General features: G+C 65.9%; 23 protein-coding genes. 9 read left to right on the top strand and 14 right to left on the bottom strand.

Features of this window, described 5'->3' with window-relative positions; genetic code table 11:
• Positions 1 to 57 precede the first annotated feature (57 nt).
• Genes nadC through ACXYN8_RS13200 form a run of 3 tightly spaced genes read left to right on the top strand, consistent with a single transcriptional unit; the run spans position 58 to position 2,120 of the window.
• A complete protein-coding gene (gene nadC / locus ACXYN8_RS13210; protein WP_458889916.1) occupies positions 58 to 921 on the top strand; it encodes a carboxylating nicotinate-nucleotide diphosphorylase in 864 nt (287 codons plus the stop codon).
• Positions 922 to 976: 55 nt separating this feature from the next.
• Positions 977 to 1,405 carry a hypothetical protein gene (locus ACXYN8_RS13205; RefSeq protein WP_458889915.1) on the top strand — a complete coding sequence of 143 codons (429 nt, stop codon included), beginning with the start codon at positions 977 to 979 and terminating at the stop codon, positions 1,403 to 1,405.
• Positions 1,406 to 1,409: 4 nt separating this feature from the next.
• The gene (locus ACXYN8_RS13200; protein WP_458889914.1) at positions 1,410 to 2,120 is read left to right on the top strand and encodes a ribonuclease T2 family protein; all 711 of its coding nucleotides are present in this window, start codon (positions 1,410 to 1,412) and stop codon (positions 2,118 to 2,120) included.
• 357 nt (positions 2,121 to 2,477) lie between these two features.
• Here ACXYN8_RS13200 and tadA read toward each other — a convergent pair whose 3' ends face one another.
• Entirely contained in the window at positions 2,478 to 2,933 is a 456-nt protein-coding gene (gene tadA / locus ACXYN8_RS13195) for a tRNA adenosine(34) deaminase TadA (protein ID WP_458889913.1), read from the bottom strand.
• Positions 2,934 to 3,028: 95 nt separating this feature from the next.
• Between tadA and rpmB the strand changes: the two genes are divergently transcribed.
• The gene (rpmB, locus tag ACXYN8_RS13190) at positions 3,029 to 3,316 is read left to right on the top strand and encodes a 50S ribosomal protein L28 (protein ID WP_458889912.1); all 288 of its coding nucleotides are present in this window, start codon (positions 3,029 to 3,031) and stop codon (positions 3,314 to 3,316) included.
• A 49-nt stretch (positions 3,317 to 3,365) separates the two neighbouring features.
• Here the strand turns inward: rpmB and ACXYN8_RS13185 are convergent, their stop codons facing one another.
• The 4 genes from ACXYN8_RS13185 to xseA all read right to left on the bottom strand — a co-directional run bounded on the left by ACXYN8_RS13185 (position 3,366) and on the right by xseA (position 7,270).
• Positions 3,366 to 4,457, bottom strand: a complete 1,092-nt coding sequence (locus tag ACXYN8_RS13185) for an esterase-like activity of phytase family protein (RefSeq protein ID WP_458889911.1) — start codon at positions 4,455 to 4,457, stop codon at positions 3,366 to 3,368.
• A gap of 164 nt (positions 4,458 to 4,621) precedes the next feature.
• Positions 4,622 to 5,554: a M23 family metallopeptidase gene (locus tag ACXYN8_RS13180; protein WP_458889910.1), complete on the bottom strand. Its 933-nt coding sequence runs from the start codon at positions 5,552 to 5,554 to the stop codon at positions 4,622 to 4,624.
• Entirely contained in the window at positions 5,547 to 5,765 is a 219-nt protein-coding gene (locus ACXYN8_RS13175) for a DUF2093 domain-containing protein (protein ID WP_458889909.1), read from the bottom strand. Before ACXYN8_RS13175 ends, ACXYN8_RS13180 begins: the two co-directional genes overlap by 8 nt.
• A gap of 17 nt (positions 5,766 to 5,782) precedes the next feature.
• Positions 5,783 to 7,270: an exodeoxyribonuclease VII large subunit gene (gene xseA, locus ACXYN8_RS13170; RefSeq protein ID WP_458889908.1), complete on the bottom strand. Its 1,488-nt coding sequence runs from the start codon at positions 7,268 to 7,270 to the stop codon at positions 5,783 to 5,785.
• Here xseA and purD point away from each other — a divergent pair.
• The gene (gene purD / locus ACXYN8_RS13165) at positions 7,269 to 8,549 is read left to right on the top strand and encodes a phosphoribosylamine--glycine ligase (protein WP_458889907.1); all 1,281 of its coding nucleotides are present in this window, start codon (positions 7,269 to 7,271) and stop codon (positions 8,547 to 8,549) included. The genes xseA and purD overlap by 2 nt on opposite strands.
• Positions 8,546 to 9,253 carry a hypothetical protein gene (locus tag ACXYN8_RS13160; RefSeq protein WP_458889906.1) on the top strand — a complete coding sequence of 236 codons (708 nt, stop codon included), beginning with the start codon at positions 8,546 to 8,548 and terminating at the stop codon, positions 9,251 to 9,253. The genes purD and ACXYN8_RS13160 overlap by 4 nt, the downstream gene beginning before the upstream one ends.
• Positions 9,254 to 9,257: 4 nt before the next feature.
• Here ACXYN8_RS13160 and ACXYN8_RS13155 read toward each other — a convergent pair whose 3' ends face one another.
• Positions 9,258 to 10,253 (bottom strand): adenosine kinase, encoded by a 996-nt coding sequence (locus tag ACXYN8_RS13155; RefSeq protein WP_458889905.1) that lies wholly within the window; start codon positions 10,251 to 10,253, stop codon positions 9,258 to 9,260.
• A gap of 127 nt (positions 10,254 to 10,380) precedes the next feature.
• Here ACXYN8_RS13155 and ACXYN8_RS13150 point away from each other — a divergent pair, with 127 nt between their 5' ends.
• From ACXYN8_RS13150 to ACXYN8_RS13140, 3 genes are all read left to right on the top strand, one after another.
• The gene (locus ACXYN8_RS13150) at positions 10,381 to 11,076 is read left to right on the top strand and encodes an EI24 domain-containing protein (RefSeq protein ID WP_458889904.1); all 696 of its coding nucleotides are present in this window, start codon (positions 10,381 to 10,383) and stop codon (positions 11,074 to 11,076) included.
• Positions 11,073 to 11,495, top strand: coding sequence for a hypothetical protein (locus ACXYN8_RS13145; RefSeq protein ID WP_458889903.1), 423 nt, complete (start codon positions 11,073 to 11,075; stop codon positions 11,493 to 11,495). The genes ACXYN8_RS13150 and ACXYN8_RS13145 overlap by 4 nt, the downstream gene beginning before the upstream one ends.
• Positions 11,496 to 11,568: 73 nt before the next feature.
• Entirely contained in the window at positions 11,569 to 12,276 is a 708-nt protein-coding gene (locus tag ACXYN8_RS13140) for a hypothetical protein (RefSeq protein ID WP_458889902.1), read from the top strand.
• Between the two features lie 40 nt (positions 12,277 to 12,316).
• Here the strand turns inward: ACXYN8_RS13140 and ACXYN8_RS13135 are convergent, their stop codons facing one another.
• From ACXYN8_RS13135 to ACXYN8_RS13100, 8 genes are all read right to left on the bottom strand, one after another.
• Positions 12,317 to 12,682, bottom strand: a complete 366-nt coding sequence (locus ACXYN8_RS13135) for a HesB/IscA family protein (protein ID WP_458889901.1) — start codon at positions 12,680 to 12,682, stop codon at positions 12,317 to 12,319.
• Entirely contained in the window at positions 12,679 to 13,167 is a 489-nt protein-coding gene (locus ACXYN8_RS13130) for a GNAT family N-acetyltransferase (RefSeq protein WP_458889900.1), read from the bottom strand. Before ACXYN8_RS13130 ends, ACXYN8_RS13135 begins: the two co-directional genes overlap by 4 nt.
• A gap of 1 nt (position 13,168) precedes the next feature.
• Complete coding sequence (locus tag ACXYN8_RS13125) at positions 13,169 to 13,672, bottom strand: SUF system Fe-S cluster assembly protein (RefSeq protein ID WP_458889899.1); 504 nt, start codon at positions 13,670 to 13,672, stop codon at positions 13,169 to 13,171.
• Positions 13,673 to 13,680: 8 nt separating this feature from the next.
• Positions 13,681 to 14,910, bottom strand: coding sequence for an aminotransferase class V-fold PLP-dependent enzyme (locus tag ACXYN8_RS13120; RefSeq protein WP_458889898.1), 1,230 nt, complete (start codon positions 14,908 to 14,910; stop codon positions 13,681 to 13,683).
• Positions 14,907 to 15,659: a SufD family Fe-S cluster assembly protein gene (locus tag ACXYN8_RS13115; protein WP_458889897.1), complete on the bottom strand. Its 753-nt coding sequence runs from the start codon at positions 15,657 to 15,659 to the stop codon at positions 14,907 to 14,909. Before ACXYN8_RS13115 ends, ACXYN8_RS13120 begins: the two co-directional genes overlap by 4 nt.
• Entirely contained in the window at positions 15,656 to 16,045 is a 390-nt protein-coding gene (locus ACXYN8_RS13110) for a hypothetical protein (protein ID WP_458889896.1), read from the bottom strand. Before ACXYN8_RS13110 ends, ACXYN8_RS13115 begins: the two co-directional genes overlap by 4 nt.
• Positions 16,042 to 16,788: a Fe-S cluster assembly ATPase SufC gene (sufC, locus tag ACXYN8_RS13105; RefSeq protein ID WP_458889944.1), complete on the bottom strand. Its 747-nt coding sequence runs from the start codon at positions 16,786 to 16,788 to the stop codon at positions 16,042 to 16,044. The genes ACXYN8_RS13110 and sufC overlap by 4 nt, the downstream gene beginning before the upstream one ends.
• 26 nt (positions 16,789 to 16,814) lie before the next feature.
• Positions 16,815 to 17,212 (bottom strand): DUF559 domain-containing protein (locus ACXYN8_RS13100; RefSeq protein WP_458889895.1); only part of this gene is annotated, 398 nt, incomplete at its 5' end.

Below are 17,212 nucleotides of genomic sequence, written 5' to 3'. Positions count from 1 at the left end.
CGTCGCGCTTGCGGGTTTCTTGTCGAAACCCGAACAGCGTTGCGCTAGGCCTCTTTCATGACTCAATTCTCCCTCCCCGGCTTCGACCTCGGCAAATTCGTGCGCGATACGCTGGAGGAGGATTTGGGCACCGGCCTTTCCGGCGGGGGCAAGGATGTGACGGCGGAGAGCGTCATTCCGGCAGGCGCGAAGTTCCAGGGCGTGATGGACAGCCGCGATGCGATCACGGTCGCGGGGCTGCCGGTAGCGGTGGGGTTCTTCCGCGCGCTCGACCCGACCATGACGATCGACATTCTGGTGGAGGAAGGCACGCAGGTCGGACCCGGTACCGACCTGATGCGCCTGTCCGGCAATGCACGCGCCATGCTGACGGCGGAACGGAGCGCGCTGAATACGGTGCAGCACCTTTCCGGGATCGCCACGCTGGTGCGGCAATATGTCGACGCGATGGACAATCCCGGCTGCACCTTGCTCGACACGCGCAAGACCATTCCGGGGCTGCGGCAGCTGGAGAAATACGCCGTGCGGATGGGCGGCGGGTCGAACCACCGCATGGGGCTGTGGGACGCGGCGATGATCAAGGACAACCACATCCTCGTCGCAGGCAATGTCGGCGAGGCGGTGCGCCGCGCGCGCGAGGCCGGGGTGAAGGACATCATCTGCGAGGTCGACCGTATCGATCAGATCGAACCCGCACTGGCGGCAGGTGCGACCCGCCTGCTGCTCGACAACATGGAGCCGGACACCTTGCGCGAGGCGGTGGCGTTGGTCGCGGGCCGCGTGCCGACAGAGGCGAGCGGCGGCATCAATCTCGACACCATCCGCGCCAAGGCGGCAACGGGCGTGGACTATGTCTCCGTCGGTCGCCTTACCCAGAGCGCCCCGGCTGCGGATATCGGCCTCGATTTCACGCCAATCTGATTGCCCCGGCAGCAAGTAAGGCTATGATTGCCCCTTCTTTGAGGGGGATCACGCCATGCGTCCGCAATCGATCAAGATGTTCGACTACCTGTTTCTCGGTTCGCTCGTTCTGGGCGCGCTGAACTTCTTCCTGACTTTTGACGATACGATGGCGCAATTGCAGGCCGATCCTGCGGTGGCATCGGCTGGGCTGGGTTCCGGCTTCGCGGTTACCGTCTTCGCAATCGGCATGGCCGTGTCGCTGCTGCTGTGGTTCCTCGTTTCGCGCGTGCGCAGCAAGATCGCCATGTGGATCCTGATCGCGCTGACCGTGATCGGTCTCATCATGCTGCCGGGCTCGCTCGCAACCCTGCCGACGCTGTCGGTCGTTACCTCGCTGGTGATCACCGCGATGCAGCTCGCCGCGCTCTATTATCTCTTCCGCCCGGACGCGAAGGCCTATCTCGACAAGAAAGGCCCGGTCGATCCGACCACCTTCGACTGAGGCGATGAAGCGCGCCGCCGCTGCCGTTCTGGCGCTGGCGGCGCTTCTTCCCGCGATCGCGCAGGCACAGGCCTATCAATGCCGGGTGCCGAGTGCGCCCGTTTCCATCCCGCGCCAGTCGCAGGCCGGGCCGACGCGCGATGTGCCGATCACCGGCTTCGCCCTGTCGCTCAGCTGGTCGCCCGAATATTGCCGCTTCCGCGAGGACAGCCGCAAGGATGCGCGCCAGTGCTCGGGCCGGGACGGGCGCTTCGGCATGGTGCTGCACGGATTGTGGCCGGAGGGACGCGGCGGTGGCTGGCCGCAATATTGCCCGACCCGCAATCGCGCCACGCCTGCCAGCGTCCGCCCGCACCTCTGCCGCACGCCCAGCGCCAGCCTGCTCGCGCATGAATGGACGAAGCACGGTAGCTGCCTGACCCGCCGGCCGGAGACATATTTCCGCATCGCCGGTATCCTCTACGATTCGCTGCGCTTCCCAGATTTCGACCGTCTCTCGCGCCAGAAGAACCTGACCGCTGGCGACGTGCGAGAGGCATGGCTGCTCGCCAATCCGGCATGGGACGCGCGCGGCGTCGGCCTAGACGTCGACAATCGCGGCTGGCTCGAAGAAATCCGCCTCTGCTACCGCCGCGACTACATGCCCGGCCGCTGCGACCCGCGCCGCTTCGGCCCGAAGGACAGTACGCCGGTGAAGATCTGGCGGGGATTGTGACTGGTCAGTAAGGGCGGTCGTGGCGTGGGGAACAGAAATTAAGGTCTAACTTCTTGGCCCGCAGTATATCGCGGCAAATCCGCAGATGCCTGTTCGAATGCCTTCCTTATTTCACTCAAGGTAAAGCACCGGTCCCATAACTCAGTAGCTAGCGTATTTATTGCTTGCCCAAGCACCGGATTTTCGGGCCACGGGTTTGTGTCAGTCAATTCCCGGAGGACAACGCTAAATTGGTAACTCGCCTCATATAGGCGAGTTTGCCAATCTTCCCGAGTTGCTTGGTCTGCCTGTTCAGTCATGAGGCGAACCTAACAAGTCTGCCAATGTCGGCAATGGGCTCGTCCGCAGAGAGCCAGCCTAACGCCGCTCCCTGAAAAAATCGCGCAGCAGTTCCGCCGCCTCGCCCTCGCCGACGCCGGAGACCACTTCGGGGCGGTGGAGGCATTGCGGGTGGTCGAACACTCGCGCGCCGTGCTCGACTGCGCCGCCCTTGGGATCGCCCGCGCCGTAGGTGACGCGCGCCAGCCGGGCGTGGACGATGGCCCCCGCGCACATGGCGCAGGGTTCCAGCGTGACGAACAGTTCGCAATCCTCCAGCCGTTCCTGCCCCAGCGCGGCAGCCGCGCGGCGAATCGCCAGCAGTTCCGCATGGGCGGTCGGATCGTGGCTGGTGCGCGGCTCGTTATGCGCAAAAGAAACGATTTCGCCGCGATGGACAATCACCGCGCCGACCGGCACTTCGCCCGCCTCTGCGCCAGCGCGCGCCTGCTCCAGCGCGGCGCGCATTGCTTCGGGAAGGGGCCAGCGAGTCATGCGCCCTGCTAGCGCGATGCTTGACGATTCGCGACCCTCCCGCTATGCGCGCGCCTTTCCCGGTATCAACAGAACCTTACGAGACGAGAAACACCATGTCGCGCATTTGCGAACTGACCGGCAAGGGCCGTCAGACCGGCCACAACGTGAGCCACGCCAACAACAAGACCAAGCGGGTGTTCCTGCCCAACCTGCAGAACGTCACTCTGCTGAGCGAAAAGCTGGATCGCAGCTTCAAGTTCCGCGTGTCGACCCATGGCCTGCGCTCGGTCGAGCACAATGGCGGTCTCGACAACTGGCTGCGCAAGACCCGCAACGAAAAGCTGTCCGCGAACGCCCGCAAGGTGAAGCGCGAACTGCTCAAGGCCGACAGCGCGGCCTGATCGGCGCTGCGGCCCTCACCGGGGCCGCGACGATCCTCGCATCCGTAATTCAGGAAGGACCCCCGCTTCCGGGGGTTCTTCTGTTTGCGCGCTCATCGCGCGGGTTCCAGCGCCAGCGAAGCAGCAGGGTTCGCTGGTACACGGCAAAATTGTCGTCCGAGATCATCCATATGTCGAGCGCCCCGCCCTTGCGTGGCACGACGGCGATCCCCTCGTAATTCTCCGTCGGAAAACCCGCTGGCAGCGAAAGCTCTTCCCACGGCAGGAGTTCGCCCTCGACGATATCAGCAGGCTCGGCGAGTGCGACACGCGTCACAAAGCCCGGCGGTAGCAGCTCCAGCCTGCGCATCAGGACGATCAGGCGCCCATCGGGCAATTGTGCCAGGTCGGTGGCGCTGGAACCGTAGGGTGGCTGGAAGCGAAAGCTTACGGGCTCACCGCCGTCGAGCGGATCGCTGGGAAACAGCAGCCCCTTGGCTTCATTCGCGGTGACCCCGCCCGTATCCTCGGCCAGCACGACGAAGCGCCCGTCGGAAAGCCGGGCCATCCCTTCCGGTCCGCTGTTGGCTGGCCAGCCTGCCATGCTGTCGGGGCGGACCTCCCCAAGCGGGCGCAGACCGCCGTCGACGCGGCGAATCGCGTTCGAGCTCTCGAAGCCCAGCCAGATGCGCCCCGCCCCATCCGCTGTCGCCGATTCGATATCGCGGTCCCACTTGGGCGTGTCGAGATCCTCGACCACGACGCGCAGGTCCCGCGGCTGCGGCTCCCCGGCTGCGTCCAGCTCTAGGCGCAGCGCAGTGCCAGCATCGCTCACCGCCCAGAAGCCGTCCCTCGTCACCGCAAGTCCGGAAAAACCACCCACTCTGGCAGTCGGGCCGACGATATGCCACGCGCCGGTAAGCGCGAGGTCGGTCCCACCAATAGTGTGCGGTATGGAAAGTGTTGCAATCGTAACCGCCGTCGGCCCCTGCGCGATGCGGGTTTCGCGCCACCACAAGCCGGGCGTGAGCGCCGCGGCTAGGGCGAGCGCCATGGCCAGTCTGCGTTTGGAGGTGCGAATGGGCGTATGTCCGTCGGTTCGGTAGCGGCAGGGCGGGCCGCCGCCCAGCGCACGCCGCTTGACGGGCGCACAATCGGTCATAGTGTCGCCCCATCGTATTCGCAACTCGGGCCGCTGCCATGATCGTCTCGCTAATCATTACGACAATACAGGCAAAGCAGTTTATCTTATCAGTGCTGTTGACTATCGAGAAGGCATTTTAACACAACCTACACAAGCGCTGGGCCGGAAGTCAGGCTATCGGTTTACATCGGGTCCAGAAACAGAAGCGGGTCGAGGCGCGCGTCGTTCCACTTCAGGCTCCAGTGGAGGTGTGGCCCGGTTGCACGGCCCGTGGCGCCGATATTGCCAATGTACTGCCCGCGTTCGACCCGTTCGCCCTCGCGCACCACGATTCGAGAGCTGTGAAGGAAGGCGCTGTTGAGCCCGTTGCCGTGATCGATGATCAGCAAATTGCCTTCTAGCGAAAATGGCTCGCTAGCGGCCAGCACGACCACCCCGTCCGCAGGTGCGACATAGGCCGTCCCGCTTCCTCCTGTCGCGATGTCGAGGCCGGAGTGATAGCTCCCCGGCTCTCCGCGATAGATGCGCTGCGAACCGAACCGCCCCGAAATGCGCCCGCGCACCGGCCACACGAAATCCTGCCGCCAGCCATCGGAGTTCGACCTGATCTCGCGCGCGGCGGCAATCCTTTCGAGTTCCGGGCGGCGGAGGCGCAGGAACGCCTCGGTCGGTCCTCCGCTCCTGCGCGCAACGTTCACACGCTCGATCTGCCAGTCGCGCGGCGCAATGCGCAGGTCGCGCACGTAGCTTGCCCCGTCATTGCTGGTCAGCACGAAACGCGCGTCGGCTGCGGCGTCGCGATCGAAGGCGGCAAAGAAGGTGCCGTCCTCGGCGATGGGAAGCGGTTGCCCGTCGAGCGTGATGCTGCGCGTATTTGCCGGCGCGACCCCGCGCATCCAGCCACCTTGCGTGAACTCTCCCGCAAGACTGAGCGCGCCCGGACGCGCGGGGGCTGGCGGTGGAGGCGTTTCGCTAACTTGCTGTGCAGCTACCAACGGCAGGGCAGCGTCCGCACCGCCCTGCTGGGGCGGAGCGCTGTCGGGCACGGCCTGGCAGGCTGCCAGCGCCAGCGAGAGGGCAAGGGCGGTGTGGGTGAAGCCGCTACGCTCAACCATCGGCAAGCAGGCGGCGTGTCGCGATTTCGGGCGTGGCGTAGGCTTCCTGCCGGTCGACGCTCCAATAGCGCAGTTCCTCCAGCGGGATCGCCTCGGCGGTGACGGCGCAGGCGACCCAGTGGCCGGGGCGCATCACGCGAAAACCGTTGGGGCCATAGACCAGCATGGCCTCGGAGCCGCCGGAGTGCGAGGAATCGGATTTCATCAGCATGGCTCCAACCTAGGCATTCATCCGCCGCCGAACAAATCCTCTTGCCGGGTTTCGGCGATTTTTGTGCGCGCCGGCTTCGGTTTGGGGGGCTGACTAGACACAGGAGGCGGCGATGCATCGCCCACGGCCACGTCGAGCGTTCCGTCGCAGAAAATGATGGTGAGCGCGCTTTCCTTTCGCGCATGGGCGGCATCGGTGATGGTCCTACCCGGCGGCGCAGTGACGCGAGCATAGCCGCGCGCCAGCACGCCATCGGGATTTAGCGAGCGCAACATCCGCTCCAGCCCGGCAATCCTCTCGCCACGCTGCTTCATCGGGCGGCGCAGCAGCACGGGATCGAGCCGCGCGTTGCCGAGGGCGGTCCTGCTTTCGCGCAGCCTGCCACGCAGCAGATTCGGCGAGAGCCGCGCCGACAGTCGCGCCAAGGGATCGCGGGCATGGACCGCCCTGTCCTTCAGTCCGCGCCGCAACCGTTCGGATAGATCATCGAGCTTCTGCGCCTGTGGTTGCAGCAGCGCCTCGGGTCTGGGCATCCGCCTCGCGCGCGTTTCCAGCCGCTCCCGCCCCAGGTCGAGCGGGCGGACCACGCCGCGTTGCGTGCGAACGCCGAGTTCCTGCAACAGCACGGCGAGGTCGCGCCGCACGGGAACCGCCATCTCGGCGGCGGCGGTCGGGGTCGGAGCGCGGCGGTCGGCGGCGAAATCGCACAGGCTGGTATCCGTTTCGTGGCCTACCGCGCTGATGATGGGAATCGAGCATTCCGCGACGGCGCGCACCGCGACTTCCTCGTTGAAGCTCCACAAGTCCTCGATCGATCCGCCTCCGCGTGCCACGATGACGAGATCGGGGCGCGGGACCGGCCCGCCTTCGGGCAGGGCGGAGAAGCCGCGCACGGCAGCAGCGACCTGCTCGGCCGCGCCCTGTCCCTGCACCAGTACCGGCCAGACCACGACATGCGTCGGAAAGCGATCCTCCAGCCGGTGAAGAATGTCCCGGATCACTGCCCCGGTGGGCGATGTCACCACGCCGATCACACGCGGCAGGAACGGCAGCGCGCGTTTGCGGCTTTCGTCGAACACGCCTTCTGCCGCCAGCCGGGCGCGGGTCTTTTCGAGCAGGGCGAGCAAGGCGCCCTCGCCCGCGATCTCCATGCTCTCGATCACGATCTGATATTTGGAACGACCCGGATAGGTCGTGATCTTGCCCGTAGCGACGACCTCTATGCCGTCTTCCGGCGCAAACGAGAGGCGCTGCGTGCTGCCGCGCCACATCACTGCATCGAGCACGGCGCTTTCGTCTTTCAGACTGCAATAGAGGTGACCGGAGGCGGCGCGCTTCACGCCCGACAGCTCCCCGCGCAGGCGGACATAGCCGAAGCGATCTTCCACCGTGCGCTTCAGCGCGGCGGACAGTGCGCTGATTGTCAGCGGCTCGGCGTTGTCGCCGGGGCGTCCCTTCGCTACCAGCCCGCTCTGGTCTGAGGAATTTTCGAAAGGGTCGGGCATGAATATCCTGCTGCTGGGGTCCGGAGGGCGCGAACATGCGCTGGCATGGAAGCTGGCGCAATCCCCGGCCTGCGAGAAGCTCTACGCCGCGCCCGGAAATCCGGGCATTGCGGAGGAAGCGCAGCTCGTGGCGCTCGACGTGACGGATCACGGCGCTGTCGCCGAATTCGTCCGCGCGCATGACGTGACGCTGGTGGTGATCGGCCCCGAAGCGCCGCTGGTCGACGGGCTGGCAGACTCGCTTCGAGCTGAAGGCATCGCGGTGTTCGGCCCATCGCGCGCGGCAGCGCAGCTGGAAGGGAGCAAGGGCTTCACCAAGGATTTGTGCGCGCGTGCAGGCATTCCGACGGCGGGATACATCCGCACCACCTCGCTGGAACAGGCGCGCGCAGCGCTGGATGACTTCGCCGCACCTTACGTCCTCAAGGCCGATGGCCTCGCCGCTGGCAAGGGCGTCGTCATCGCCGAAACCCGCGCAGAGGCAGAGGATGCGCTAGCCGACATGTTCGGCGGCCAGTTCGGAGACGCCGGGGCCGAAGTCGTCATCGAGCAGTTCCTCACCGGGGAGGAAGCGAGCTTCTTTGCCCTCACCGATGGGACCACCATAGTGCCCTTCGGCACCGCGCAGGATCACAAGCGCGTCGGCGAAGGCGACACCGGACCGAACACCGGCGGGATGGGCGCCTATTCGCCCGCGCCGGTGCTGTCGGAAGAATTGCAGGCTCAGGCCATGCGCGAAATCATCGCGCCGACCGTTGCCACCATGCGCGATGACGGCACACCCTATTCCGGTGTGCTTTACGCCGGGCTGATGCTGACCGACAGCGGCCCCCAGCTGATCGAATACAATGCGCGCTTCGGCGACCCCGAGTGCCAAGTCCTGATGACGCGTTTTCGCGGCGACCTGGCCGAGGTGATGCTTGCCTGCGCGCGCGGCACGCTGGGTGACATGCCCGCGCCGAATTTCTCCGAAGACACCGCCCTGACGGTGGTGATGGCGGCGAAGGGATACCCCGGCACGCCGGAGAAGGGTGGCGTCATAGTGCTGGGCGATGCCGAGGCGAGCGGCGCCAAGGTCTTCCATGCCGGGACGGCGGAGCGCGATGGCGCCTTGATTGCAAACGGGGGCCGCGTGCTGAATGTCACCGCCACCGGCCCGACCGCCACTGCCGCGCAGGCCGCCGCCTATGCCGCCGTCGATGCGATCGATTTTCCGAGCGGCTTCTGCCGCCGGGACATCGGGGCGCGGGAAATTGCCCGCGAAGGGCAGGCCGGGTGAAGCGCCTCCTGCCGCTCGCCTGCCTCGCCCTTGTCGCTTGCGGCGGCGGCGAGCAGGAGCAGCCGCGCGGACTTGGCGTCTATGACGAGAACCCGCAGAAATATGCCGCTCGCCAGCAGGCCGAGGTCGAGAGGTTGCAGGACCTGCCGCTCTCTGCGTGGCGCGCCCGCCTGATCCAGCTGGGCATCACCGAAACGGAAATCGCCACGGTCCCCGACCCCGATTACGATCTTCAGCGGCTGGAGCTGCGCCTCGCTCCTGCACGGGTCAGGCAACTCGACACTGCCGCACTTGCCGCACTGGTGCTCGACAGCGGCTTCCTCATCACCTTTGCGGATTCCGAAACCGAACGCGCAGTCGAACTGGGCGAGGCGATCTATCGCCGCGAACGCGAGAAGGCGATTGGCGAGCTCGCCGCGCATCAGGACCTTGCCAGGGTACCCCGCCGCAGCGAGGGCGAAAGCCTGACCTCCCTCGCCCGCCGGATCGAGCACTGGTGCGATTACGAACCCGGCGGCGCGCTGGAGGTGATCGACGGCGAATGGCTGCAATACACCACCGCGCCCGTCAGCAATGTCGTGGCCGAACCGCAACCCGGACGCGAGACCGCGCGGTTCGATTGCCTCCGCCGCGCGGTCTTCGCCACCCAGCTGCGCCGTTATTTCATCGGCTATCGCGGCGAACCGCCTCCGCCGATCTACTGAACGATCAGCCCAGTTTTTCTTCCACCAGGGCCTTGAGGTCGGCTTCGGGCCGCGCGCCGTAATGGCTGATGATTTCGGCGGCGCAGATGGCCCCCATCCGCAGGCTCGTCGCGAGGTTTTCGCCCCGTGCGTGGCCGGTCAGGAAGCCGGCTGCAAACAGGTCGCCCGCGCCGGTCGTGTCGACAACCTGCGCGATCGGTTCGGCAGCGACTTCGGCGCGCTCGTCGCCCGCGATGGCGACGGCTCCGGCGGCGCTGCGGGTGGCGACGATCACCGGCACCTTGCCCTGCAGCGCGGCAAGCCCGGCTTCGAACTCGCTCTCACCGGTCAGGCTGGCAAGTTCGTGTTCGTTGACGAACAGGATGTCGATCTGCCCCTCCTCGATCAGCGCGCGGAAATCGTCGCCGTGGCGATCGATCACGAAGCTTTCCGATGCGGTGAAGGCGACCTTGCGGCCAGCCTTGCGCGCAACTTCGATCGCCCGGCGCATCGCGCTACGCGGTTCTTCCGGGTCCCACAGATAGCCTTCGAGATAGAGGATGGCGGCGCTGGCGATCAGATCATCGTCGAGCGCGGCGGGCGGCAGGAACTGGCTCGCGCCCAGAAAGGTGTTCATCGTGCGCTCGCCATCGGGCGTGACGAAGATCAGGCAGCGCGCGGTGGAAGGCTGGCCTTCGCGGGCAGGTGTATCGAAGTCGATGCCGACCGCGCGGATGTCGTGGCTGAAAACGTCGCCAAGCTGGTCCTGCGCGACCTGGCCGACGAAGGCGCACTGTGCGCCCAGCGCGCTCATCCCGGCAAGCGTGTTCGCTGCCGAGCCGCCGGAGATTTCCTTCGCCGGACCCATTGCTTCGTAGAGGCGGCGCGCGCCGTCTTCGTCGACGAGAGTCATGCCGCCCTTGGCGAGGCCGAGTTCTTCGATCAGCGCGTCGTCGCATGGGGCCATGACATCGACGATGGCATTGCCGATGGCGATCACGTCGTAACGGGGCTGGGTCACTGAGCTGAAAATCCTGTGCTTGCGGGGAAGTTGCCGCGCCTTAGCGGCAGCGCGCCGCGCAGGGAAGGGGGGCGGATCGCTGGCCGATTGACTTGCGCGGGGGCAGGCCCCACTCCGGCCTGCGATCATGACCGCCGTTCTGTCCAGCCTGCTGCGCGCGCTCTCGAACCTGTCGCAGGGCGCAGTGCTGCGCGTCGCGTTGAAGAGCGTGGCGGCCACGCTGGCCGTATTCGTCGCACTCGGTTGGGCTCTGTCGCTGCTCTTGCCGCGGGTGATATCGCGCTGGCTCACGCTGAGCGACGATACATACGTGGTACTGTCGACATTGCTGGTGATCGTGCTGGGCTGGCTGCTGTTTCGCGTGGTCGCGCTCGCGGTGTTGCAGTTTTTCGTCGACGACGTGGTGGAGGCCGTGGAACGGCGCGACTATCCGCAGGCCGCACATTCGGCGCGCGCCCTGCCGTTTCGCGAGGATCTCGGCAACAGCCTGCGCGGGGCCGCGCGCGCCATCGGCGCCAACCTCATCGCCGCGCCTTTTGCTATCGCCCTGCTCTTCACCGCGATCGGCCCGGCAGTTCTGCTGTGGGCGGTCAATGGCTGGCTGCTGGGGCGCGAGCTGCACGACATGGCATGGCTGCGCCACCGCCACGCGCCAGAGGAAAAATCGCCGGTCAGCGCGGGCCAGCGCTTCCTGCTTGGCGGGGCGATTGCCGCGCTGCTGATTGTTCCGTTCGTCAATCTTGCCGCGCCCGTGCTGGGTGCCGCCGCTGCGACGCATCTCGTGCAGCGAACCCACCGCAAATCCGGAAAGCCTGTTTCATGAAGCGTATTGCCCCGCTCGCCCTGTCGCTGCTGCTGCTGGGTGCATGTGCCACCACCACGCCGCAGGCTGCACCACCGCCGCGTCCGGTCAGTACCGGCGTGCCTGCAACCGATCCCACGCCCCCGCCGCAGTCCACGGCCACTTTTCGCGCGCCGCAAGTCATGCGCGTTGCCGGTCTCGAGGGCGTGATCGGCAGCGGAGCGAGCGCGCTGATTGCCCGCTTCGGTACGCCGCGCCTCGACGTGCGCGAGGGGGATGTGAGAAAGTTGCAGTTCAGCGGCCAGCCCTGCGTGCTCGACATATACCTCTACCCTATGCAGCCGCAGGCGGAGCCGGTCGCCACCTGGGTCGAGACACGTCGCGCATCCGACGGGCAGGACGTCGACCGCGCCGCCTGCGTTGCTGCTTTGCGGCGATGAAACGCCGCCGCTAAACGCGTTGTTAGCCATTGCCTGCAAAGCCCGGTTTCCAGCCGGAGGGGATCGGGCGTTCATGAGCATCCAGTTTAGCGCCCTCGCGCAGCAAATCCTGCCCGGCGGAGGCATGGGCGCGGGCGACGCGGCGCGGGCGGAAGTCGAAGCTCTCTTCGCCCTCCATCGCGGCCTCGAAAATCCAGATCCGGACTGGTGCGAATCCTTCGTCGCGTCCGTGACCGCGTTCGTAGTCCGCTCGGCTGCATCGCCAGCAATCGACGGTGTGCGGGCAGATGCGTGGATGATCGTGCAAATCGATGCCGACGGTGGCGGCAGGTCGCTAGCGGAATTCGAAGCCTTGGTCCGCGTCGTCGAGCAAGCCCCCGCCTTGCGAGCGAAACTCAGGAGTTACGCGCTAGACCGGATAGAGCGGATCGTCCTTTCGGATCAGGAACCCTCTTGCAGCTGTGAAGAAGCACATCGTCCGTCCGTGCGAGATGCTGCGCCGAGCCTGGTGCGGCGGCTCCTTTTCGCTGGCGGACAGAGCGCCGAACCCCCGGTCAAAGGGGCAGAGGTGGAGCGGCTCCATCGGATGACTAAGGCAACCCGCGCGCATGGAGACGCAGCGCAATGGGAAGTGCTGCTTGCTGACTGCCTGTCGAACTATCTCGACGGCTTTCTCCGCGCCGAAACGGAACCGCGGGCGCTGGCCGGCTTCGTGGCGGACTGCAACGCAGATTTCGGTCGGGCGATGGGCGCGATGCTTCGCGGCATCTTGCACTCCTAGTGCGCTAGGCGTCTCGCGTCGGGCGAACTGCCAGTCAGCGTCAGACCATGAAGCTTTCGCCGCAGCCGCAGGCGCCCTTGGCATTGGGATTTTCGAATACGAAACCGGCGGTGAAGTCGTCCTCCACCCAGTCCATGACGCTGCCGATCAGGTAAAGGACACTTGCGCCGTCGATGTAGAAGACCCCGCCGGGGGTCTCGATCTTTTCGTCGAAGCCCTGTTCCTCGTTTACGTAGTCGACCGAGTAGGCGAGACCCGAACAGCCGCGCTTCGGGGTCGACAGCTTGACGCCGATCGCGTCGTCGGGCGCCTTGGCCATCAGGTCGGCGACTCGCTGCTCCGCGGACGGGGTCAGGGTGACCGCAGCCTTGGGCGCGGGGCGGGTTTTCGTGGTGGTGTCTGTCATGCGAGCCTCTTCTGCCAGAACAGCGCATTCCCGCTTTCCGGATCGAGCTGATAATCGCCATAGCCGAGCTGTGCGTAAAGCGCCCTGGCATTCGTATTGCCGCTCAGCACTTCGAGCGTGACCTTGCACGCCCCGCGCCGGCGGGCTTCGTCCTCGACCGCTTGCATCAACGCCTTGCCGATGCCCTTGCCGCGATGACCCGGCAGCACGGCGATGTCGTGAATATTGACCAGCGGCGCGGCGGCAAAGGTGGAGAAGCCGGTAAAACAATTGGCGAGGCCGACCGGCGCGCCATCCTCTCGCGCGATGAGCGAGAAGGCGCCGGGCATAGATGCGAGACCCTCCACCAGTGTGGCCCGTGCATGGTCGGACAGCGGCTCGCTTCCGCCCATCGGATCGCGCGCATAGGCATCGAGCAGATCGACGACCGCGGCAGCGTCTTCCGCAGAAGCGTAGTCCGCAAGGGCGATGGCGAGTGCGGCCACCTCAAAGCATTCCGAGTTCGAGGCGGGCTTCGTCACTCATCTTGTCCGGGCCCCATGGCGGATCCCAGACCAGATTGACCTCTGCGTGGCGTACGCCGGGAACCGAACCGGCACGGAGCTCGACTTCGCCGGGCATGGTTTCCGCGACCGGGCAATGCGGGGTCGTCAGCGTCATGGTGACGGCGACATCGGCTTCCTCCGTCACATCGACGCCGTAGATCAGGCCAAGGTCATAGATGTTGACCGGGATTTCCGGGTCGAAAATCTCCTTCAGCGCAGCGACGACCGCTTCGTAGAGTTCGCCGCCCGGCTCTCCGTTCGGCAGGCTCTGCGGTTTCTGCGCGAGGAAACCTTCGAGGTAATCCTTCTTGCGCTCCAGCTTGTCGCCGGCGCTTTCCTCGACCGCGTCCTCCACCCGCGCACGGGGCGGCTTGGCGCGCAGCGCGATATCCTCGTTGGGTGCCGGTGCGGCAATGAAGTCACTGTTTTCGCTGGTGTCGTCCATAATATTCCTCAGCCGAAAATCTTCTGCGTGCGGGCGATGCCGCGCATCAGGGCCTCGATGTCGCTTTCGTCCGAATAGAGGCCGAAGCTGGCGCGCGCCGTCGCGGGCACGCCGAGATGTTCCATCAGGGGTTGCGCGCAGTGGTGTCCGGCGCGGATCGCGACGTTCTCTTCATCCAATATGGTGCCCAGATCGTGCGGATGAACCCCCTCCATCGCAAAGGAGACGATGCCCGCCGATTTCTCCGGCCCGAACAGGGTGATGGAGTTCATTCCGCGCAGTTCGTCACGCAGCGTGGCGGCAAGCGCGCTTTCGTGCGCGAACAATGCCTCCATGCCGAGCGGTTCGAGATAATCGATCGCGGCGTGCAGCGCGATTGCCTCGGTGATCATGGGTGTCCCGGCCTCGAACCGCTGAGGCGCAGGCGCGTAGGTCGAGCCAGCAAAATTGACCCGGTCGATCATCGCCCCGCCGCCCTGCCACGGGGGCATGGCGTCGAGAATGTCGCCCTTTGCCCACAGCACACCGATGCCGGTCGGGCCGTAGAGCTTGTGCCCGCTGAAGACGTAGAAATCGCAGTCGAGCTCGCCCATGTCGAGCCGCATCCGCGGCGCGGCCTGGCACCCGTCGAGCAGCAGCTTCGCGCCGACGGCATGGGCTGCCTTCGCTGCGCGCTTGGCGCCCAGAACGCTGCCCAGCACATTGGACACATGCGCCAGCGCGACCAGCTTGTGCTGCGGGGTAAGATGGGCTTCGAGCCAGTCGAGGTCGATCCGCCCGTCCTCGGTCAGCGGGCAGACGTCGATTTCAGCGCCGGTACGCTCCGCCACCATCTGCCAAGGCACGATGTTGGAGTGATGTTCCAGCTGGCTCAGCATGATGCGGTCGCCCGCCTGCAAATTCGCCCCGCCCCAGCTTTGGGCGACGAGATTGATCCCCTCGGTCGCGCCGCGCACGAAGACGATTTCGTCCTCGCTCCCGGCCCCGATGAAGTCTGCTACCCGACGCCGCGCTGCTTCGTATCCCAGCGTCATGTTGGCCGAGCGCGAGTAGACGCCGCGGTGCACCGTTGCGTAGTCCGGCCCCAGTGCGCGTGCCATCGCGTCGATCACTGCGGTCGGCTTTTGCGCAGTGGCGGCCGTATCGAGGTAATGCCAGGGCGCGCCGTCCGCGGTCAGCAAGCCGGGGAATTCCGCCCGCCGCGCGTTAACGCGGGTAAGGGTCGCCGCCTCGCTCACAGGTGAAGGTCCACCTTGGCAAGAGCGACTTCCATCAGCGCTTCGCGCGCGTCATCGTCGTCGAGCGATACCATCGCATCACCGAGAAACGCGCGGACCAGCAGGCGCTGCGCCAGTTCGGGCGAAAGCCCGCGAGCGGCCATGTAGAAGCGCGCGGATTCGTCCATCTGCCCGACACTCGCGCCGTGCGCGCATTTCACGTCGTCGGCAAAAATTTCGAGCTGCGGGACGGCATTCACGCTCGCGCCGCGTTCCAGCAGCAACCCCTTGAAGTCCTGCGCCGCATCGGTTTTCTGTGCGTCGCGAACGACGTCGATATTGCCGAGGAAGTTGCCCGTCCCCTTGCCCCAGTGGACGCTGCGCACGGTTTGGTTGCTAGTCGCCTCGGGTTCCGCATGGACGACGCGGGTGACGAATTCACGCACGGTGTCGCGCCCGCCAACGGTGATGCCTCCGAATTCGAAATGCGCGCCTTTGGCCAGCGTGACCTCGATTTCGAGCCGCGCATATTCGGCGGAAGCCAGCACGGCGAACAATTCGCATCGCGCGCCTGCACCCAGCGTCACGCGCCAGCGGTGCAATTCGGTCTCGCCGGTGCGCGCGCCGTCGGCCACGGTCAGACAATCGCGAAAACTCTCGCCCGGCGCGACGGTAATCTCCCGCCAGTTGTCGAGCGCAACGCCCTTCAGACGCTCGACAGCGGCGTAGCGCCAGGTTTCGTCGCGGGTGGTCGGAAGCACTTCGCTCACTTGTCGCCCGCCCGCTGTTCGGCGAGGTAGCGAATCCCCGCCTCATGCGCCTTGTCGAGGCACGGCTGGAGCGATTCGGCGAGTTCCTGCATCTGCTCGCGCTTGTCTTCGGCGGAAAGCTCCGATTCCGCGATGGTCGCGAAGCCTTCGCGGTGCGGAGCAAAGCAGCGCAGCATGGCGCCGCAGCGGATCGCATCGATTTCCGGGTCACCGGTGCTCTGCTTGATGCGGCACTTCAGCTGGCCTTCGTCATTGTATACGCCGCCCTTCCACTCCTCGAGCTTCTCGGAAATCACGACGATCTCGTCCGCCACCGGCTGGCTGGTCGGCGTTGCGGGGATCGGCAGGGTCTGCATCAGCAGGATGATGGGTGCGAGAATGCTCATGCCGCCATCACCGCGTCATAGCCTTCCTCCTCCAGCCGCAGGGCGATGTCTGGGCCGCCGGTCCGCACGATGCGTCCGCCCGACAGGATGGAGACCTTGTCCGGCCGCACGACTTCGAGCAGCCGCTGGTAGTGAGTGATAAGCAGAACGCCCTTGGCAGGGTCACGCATGATCGAATTGATGCCTTCGCCCACCACGCGCAGCGCGTCGATGTCGAGGCCGGAGTCGGTTTCGTCGAGCACGGCGAAGGTCGGGTCGAGAATGCCCATCTGGACCATCTCGGCGCGCTTCTTCTCGCCGCCGGAAAAGCCGACATTGACGTGGCGCTTGAGCATTTCGGGGTCGAGCTTCAGCAGCGCCGCCTTTTCGCGCGCCAACTTTAGGAACTCGCCGCCCGACAGAGCCTCTTCCCCGCGCTGCTTGCGCTGCGAATTGAGCGCCTCGCGTAGGAACTGGACGTTCGACACGCCGGGGATCTCGACCGGGTACTGGAAGCCCAGGAACAGGCCGGCCGATGCACGCTCGTGCGGGTCCATGGCGAGCAGGTCTCCACCGTTGAAGCGCACGCTGCCGCCGGTCACTTCGTAACCGGGCCGACCGCCCAGCACATAGGCGAGCGTCGACTTGCCCGCGCCGTTGGGGCCCATGATGGCATGGATTTCCCCGGCAGCGACGCTCAGCGACAGGCCGTTGAGGATGGTCTTGCCGCCGATTTCGGCGGTCAGGTTTTCGATTTCCAGCATTCTCATCATTCTCGAATGTTCGTGTTTCAGTCGTCGCGCCGCGCGTGATTGTTGCGCGGTCCGGCGCGCGGCGGGCCGTTGCCGTCGCGGTCGTAGCGTGGCTTGCTCTGTCGCGGATTGGCAGCGTTGTGCGCGCGGCGCGCCTCGGCCTTGTCGGCAATCCGCATCCGCATTCCGGCGGTAATACGGGCGAGTACGTCGTCGATATTCTCGATGATGTCCGCCGCCTTGATCCGCATCACGCGGATGCCGACCGATTCCAGCGCGCGGTCGCTGCGGCGAGCCAGGGCTTCGTTCTGCCCGTCCTCGTCGATCATGATCGCCATGCCGAGATTGTGGCAGTTGAAATCGACGATCGCGCTGCCGACCACAGCGTGGCGGGTGAACTTGTGGCGTCCCAGATCGGCATCGGGGGGGGGGGGGG

This window comes from Altererythrobacter sp. CAU 1778 (assembly GCF_054482795.1).
The sequence above is the reverse complement of the archived record's forward strand: the minus strand, read 5'-3'. Positions and strand labels throughout refer to the sequence as shown.